Here is a 5,675-nt window from a genome sequence, read left to right on the forward strand (position 1 = left end):
GGAGCAGCCGGGCGGCAGCCGGCCGGGGTCGGGCACGCTGCCCGGAATGGCCGGCAGCACGCCGCCGCCGAAATCCAGCCGGTCGATCCGCGGCACCGAGCGCAGCAGCCCCTGGGTGTAGGGCATGCGCGGCCGCTGCAGCAGCCCGACGGCGTCCCCGCGCTCGACGATGCGGCCGGCATACATGACCATGACGCTGTCCGCGATCTCGGCCACCACGCCGAGATTGTGGGTGACGAAGATGATGGCCATGCCGGTCTTCGCCTGCAGCGACTTCAGCAGGTCGATGATCCCGGCCTGGACGGTGACGTCCAGCGCCGTGGTCGGCTCGTCGGCGATCAGCAGGCTGGGGTCGCAGGCCAGGGCCATGGCGATCATCACCCGCTGGCGCATGCCGCCCGACAGGTGGTGCGGATAGGCCGCCAGGCGCCGCCGCGGCTCCGGGATGCCGACCAGCTCCAGCAGCTCCTCCGCCCTTGCCAGCGCCTGCTTGCGGCCGAGGCCGCGATGGAAGGTCACCGCCTCGGCGATCTGGTCGCCGATCCGGTGCACCGGGTTCAGCGAGGTCATCGGCTCCTGGAAGATCATCGAGATCTCGTCGCCGCGCACCGCCCGCATCGCCTCAAGGTCGAGCTGCAGCAGGTCGCGGCTGCGGCCGTCATGGCCGGTGAAGACGACCGATCCGGCGATGGTGCAGCGCGGCGCCGGCGGCAGCAGACGCAGCATCGCCAGGCTGGTGACGCTCTTGCCCGAGCCGGACTCCCCGACCAGCGCCAGCGTCTCGCCACGGCGAACGGAGAAGGAGACGTCGTTGACCACCGTCACGGCCCCGGCCTCGCCGCGGAAGGTGACGGCGAGGTCTCGGACTTCGAGGATCGGCGCGTCCGTCATCACGATTCCAGCCGGGCGTCGAGCGCGTCGCGCAGCCCGTCGCCGATGAAGTTGAAGCTGGTCACCGCGAGCGTGATGGCGATGCCCGGCACCAGCGCCAGCCAGGGGGCCGAGGTCAGGTATTGCTGGGCGTTGTTCAGCATGTTGCCCCAGCTCGCCGTCGGCGGCTGGATGCCGTAGCCGAGGAAGCTGATATAGGCCTCCATCAGGATGGCGCGGGCGACGGTCAGGGTGGCGGCGACGACGATCGGGCCGATGGCGTTGCGCAGCAGCTCGTCGACCATGATGCGGGCGTCGGACGCGCCCATCATCTCCGCCGCCAAGGTGAAGTCGCGCTCGCGCAGGGTGCGGATCTGGCTTTCGACCACGCGCGCCACCTCCATCCAGCTGGTGGCGGCGATGATCAGGGTGATCATGATCGGGTCGGGCTTCAGCAGCGCCGCCAGCGTCAGCAGCAGGAAGACGGCGGGGAAGCACAGCATGGCGTCGACCAGCCGCATCAGCACCGCCCCGACCGCCCGGCCGTAATAGCCGGCGATCACGCCGATCGCCGAGCCGACGATCGTGCTGATCACCATGGCGGCGAAGGCGACGGACAGCGAGATCCGCCCGGCCATCAAGAGGCGGGCGCAGAGATCGCGGCCGAGCGGGTCGGTGCCGAACAGGTGCCAGCCGGTCAGCGGCGGGGCGAAACGGGCGCGCATGTCGATGCGCAGGTCGTCGAAGGGCAGCAGCCAGGGCCCGGCGACGCAGGCCAGCATCAGCAGCAGGATGCAGGCGACGCCGACCATCGCCAGCCGGTGCCGGCGGAACCGGCGCCAGCCGCGGCTGCCGGTGCGGCGGGCGGGCTCGATGGTCGGGGCGGTGGTCGCTGTCATCGCCCCCTCCCCATCGAGATCACGCGTCGCCTTTTAGGCTCCCCTCTTCCCTTGCCGGCTACCGGATTCACATACCGTTGAAGTGGGCTTTTAAAAGTCCCCCCTCCCCTTGCGGGAGGGGGGCAGGGGAGGGGTCTGCGCGCGTCCGCGCGCGAATGCGCAGGACACCAAAATCGCTGTCTGTATCGGTTTGCGACAGTCTGGGCCGGCTCAAGCCGAGAGAACCCCCTCCCCCTACCCCCCTCCCGCAAGGGGAGGGGGGACTCAAAACGGGTAATCTGTGAATGCCGTAGCCCTCGCGGGGGGAGGCACTTATTTGCTTTCGGCCGGGATATGCGACTGCCATGGCCCCCTCAATCCAGCCGGATGCGCGGGTCGGCCACCGCGCAGAGGATGTCGGCCAAAAGGTTGCCCAGCAAAACCAGCAGGGCCGAGACCATCAGGATCCCCATCACCACCGGATAGTCGCGGTAACCGAGGGAATCGAGGAACAGCCGGCCCATGCCGGGCCAGGTGAACACCGTCTCGGTCACCAAAGCACCGCCCAGAAGCGTCGGCAGCTCCAGCCCCGCCAGGGTGATCATCGGCAGCAGCGCGTTGCGCAGCGCGTGGCGGATCAGCACCCGCTTCTCCGGCAGGCCCTTGGCGCGGGCGGTGCGGATATAGTCCTGGTTGATCACGTCGATCATCGAGGCGCGCATGTAGCGGCTCCAGATCGCCACCTCGACCAGCGCCAGCACCAGGGCCGGCGCGATCAGGTGGTGCAGGAAATCCAGCAGCGACCCGTCGCCGACCGTGTACATGTTGCCGGCCGGCAGCCATTGCAGCCGGACCGAGAAGATGTAGATCACGACCAGGCCGAACCAGAAGGTCGGGATCGACAGGGCGACCATGGCGCCGACCGTCGCCAGCATGTCGGCGAAGGAATAGCGCCGGACCGCCCCCATCACGCCGATCCAGACGCCGAGCAGCACCGCGATCAGGATCGCCGTCGCCATCAGCTCGACCGTGGCGAAGAGGTGCGAGCCGATGACGTCCAGCACTGGCGACTGGTCGCGGTAGGACCGCCCCCAGTCACCGGTCAGGAGGCGGCTGGCCCATTCCCAGTATTGCACCGGCAGGGAGCGGTCGAGGCCCATCTCATGGGCGATCTGGGCCAGCCGCTCCTGCGTCATGCCCGGGACCAGCGCGAATTGCGACAGCGGGCCGCCCGGGGTCAGGTGCAGCACGGCGAAGCCGATCATCGACACGAGCCACAGCAGCAGCAGGCTCTGCAGGGCTCGGCCGAACAGGAATGGCGCCATGGACTGGCCTCCTCTGCCTCCGGGCGGATGCCGCCCTCAGCTCGCCCAGTACCAGGTGCGGGCGTTCCAGCAGTTCTCCGGGACATTGACGTTGGAGGTGAAGCCGGTCAGCCCCTTCTTCACGCCCTGGACCATGGCGTATTGGAAGATCGGCAGATAGGGCAGGTCGCGGCGCGTGATCTCCTGCATCTTCAGATAGGCTTCCTTGCGCTTGGCGATATCGACCGTCGCGGCGCCTTCGGCCAGAAGACGATCGACATCCGCGCTCTCGTACTGCGTCGTGTTCTGGCCGCCCCCGCCCTTGGCGCCGATCGCGCGGCTGGAGAAATAGTCGGTCGCATCCGGGTCGGGGCCGACCATGAAGGCGATGCCGACCATCGCCGTCTCGAACTTCGACTGCATCCAGTAGTCGCCCCACATCACCGCCGGCGGCAGATTGTTGATGGTCATCTTGATGCCGATGTCGAGCCAGTTCTGCTGCAGCAGCTGCTGCGCCTGCTCGCGCACATGGTTGCCGGCGGTGGTCGAGTTGACGAATTCGAGCCGCACGCCGTTCTTCTCGCGGATGCCGTCGCCGCCCGGGGCCCAGCCGGCCGCGTCCAGGATCTGCTTCGCCTTGTCCGGATCGTAGGCATGTTTCGGCAGGTCCGGGTTGTGAGCCCAGGATTCCTTCGGCAGGTAGGATTCCGAGGGCGTGGGCAAGCCGTAATAGATGCTGTCGATGATGCTCTGCTTGTCCATCCCGGTGTAGAGGGCCTCGCGCACCGCCGGGTCCTGGAACACCGGCAGCCCCAGGTTGAAGGCGATGTTCTCGATGGTCGCCCGCGCCACCGGCATGACGTCGCGCTCGGCCAGGCCTTTGGCCTCCTCATAGTGGTCGGCGGTGATGCCCTGCAGGCCGATATAGTCGATGTCGCCGGTGCTGAACTGGGTGTAGAGGACAGTCAGGTCCGGGATGTACTTGATCACCAACCGCTCGAGATACGGCCCGTCCAGGTGATAGCCCTCATGCGCGGCCAGGGTGATGTGGTCGCCCGGCACCCGCTCGACCCATTTGAACGGTCCGGTGCCGACCGGCCTGGTGGCGAAGGCCGAAGCGTTGGGGTCGGCCTCCTTCTCCAGCAGGTGCTTCGGCACGATGAAGGTCCAGGACAGGATCGCCTGATAGGGGGCATAGGGCTTCTCCAGCCGCCAGGTCAGCTCGGTCGGGCTCACCACTTTGATGTCGCGCACCAGCTCGTGCCCGGCCCGCCGGCCGGCGCGGAACTTCGGGTTGTTGATCAGGTCGATCGAGAACTTGACGTCCTCGGCCGTGAACGGCGTGCCGTCATGCCATTTGACGTTGTCGCGCAGCTTTATGCGCCAGGTCAGCCCGTCGGCCGAGATGCCGCCATTCTCCAGGGTCGGCACCTCCGCGGCCAGATCGGGGATGAACTTGCCTTCGGGGTCGACCTGCCACAACGGGCTGAACAGATTCGCATAGACGCCGTCATCGACCTCGATGTGCAGCATCAGCGGATTGAATACCGTCGGCTCCTGCGACAGGCCGACGATGGCTTGGCCGGTCGGCTTGGCCGGCGGCCCCGCCGCCCGTGCCGCCTTGAGCCAGCCTTGGCCGGGGCCGAGCCAGACCGCCGTGCCGGCGGCAAGACCTGCCGCCAGGAAGCGGCGGCGGGTGGGCCCAGTGGACGAAGGATGGGCGAACGGAAGATCAGTCATGGTGAAGCTCCCTTGTTCGTGGCCTCCAAGACCCGGCGGGGGCGGGTCTGCGCCCGTCTCCCCGCGGGGCCGCGTCAGACCCCGGCCATCGGCCGGGGCTTCGATCCGTCGGTGAAGCGCGAGAAGCGGAAATCCTTCGGGTCGACGATCGGGCGGGCGCCGGTCGCGAGATCCGCGGCCAGATGTCCCGCGCCGGGACCGATGCCGAAGCCGTGGCCGGAGAATCCCGTCGCCACGACAAGGCCCGGCACCTGCTCGACCGTCGAGATCACCGGCACGGCGTCGGGCGTGACGTCGATCAGCCCGGCCCATTCCTGCACCACCCTGGCGCCGGCGAAGGCCGGGAACTGCTTCGCCAGGTCGATCATGGCCTGGCGGTTGGCGGCGCGGTCGGGCGCGGGGTCCAGCACCCGCGCCTTCTCATAGGGCGAGACCTGGTCCAGCGGCACCGGCGCCGCCTCCCGCCATTCCTGCAGGAAGCGGTCGTCGACCCGCAGCTTCAGCGCCGACCATTCCATGCGCAGCGCCGGCAGGAAGTCGCCGAAGAAGCGGAAACTGTCCGGCACCAGCGGCGCAATGTTCGAGTTGCCGTTGGCGATGGTGTAGCCGCCGTCATGGCGCTTGCGCAGCGCGAACGCCTTCGACCACATGGCCGTCTCCGGCGCGCCCTCCAGCGGCGCCGTGCGCTGCACGCTGGCCCGGACCTTGAGCTGCGGCAGCGTCAGGCCGAGATCCTTCAGGAACCGCCGCGACCAGGCGCCGCCGGCGACGATCACCGTGTCGCAGGCGATGCGGCCGCGCTCGGTCACCACGCCGGAAATGCGCCCGCCGGCCCGCTCGACGCCGCGCACGGCACAGTCGGTCAGGATCGCGGCGCCGGCCC

Annotated in this window: 5 protein-coding genes; all 5 read right to left on the minus strand. The window is 68.7% G+C overall.

The genetic code is table 11. From position 1 onward, the window contains the following. Positions 1 to 891, minus strand: an 891-nt coding sequence (locus tag P409_RS24880) for an ABC transporter ATP-binding protein (protein WP_034844871.1), incomplete at its 3' end; no start/stop codon positions are given. Continuing rightward, positions 891 to 1,769, minus strand: coding sequence for an ABC transporter permease (locus P409_RS24885; protein WP_034844873.1), 879 nt, complete (start codon positions 1,767 to 1,769; stop codon positions 891 to 893). The genes P409_RS24885 and P409_RS24880, both read right to left, overlap by 1 nt. Positions 1,770 to 2,122: 353 nt before the next feature. Continuing rightward, positions 2,123 to 3,073, minus strand: a complete 951-nt coding sequence (locus tag P409_RS24890) for an ABC transporter permease (protein WP_034844874.1) — start codon at positions 3,071 to 3,073, stop codon at positions 2,123 to 2,125. Positions 3,074 to 3,109: 36 nt separating this feature from the next. Then, positions 3,110 to 4,792, minus strand: coding sequence for a peptide ABC transporter substrate-binding protein (locus P409_RS24895; protein WP_034844875.1), 1,683 nt, complete (start codon positions 4,790 to 4,792; stop codon positions 3,110 to 3,112). A gap of 74 nt (positions 4,793 to 4,866) precedes the next feature. Then, on the minus strand, positions 4,867 to 5,675 hold an 809-nt coding region (locus tag P409_RS24900), incomplete at its 5' end, for an NAD(P)/FAD-dependent oxidoreductase (protein WP_034844877.1).

Source organism: Inquilinus limosus MP06, assembly GCF_000767795.1.
GTDB classification, from domain to species: Bacteria; Pseudomonadota; Alphaproteobacteria; order DSM-16000; family Inquilinaceae; genus Inquilinus; species Inquilinus limosus_E.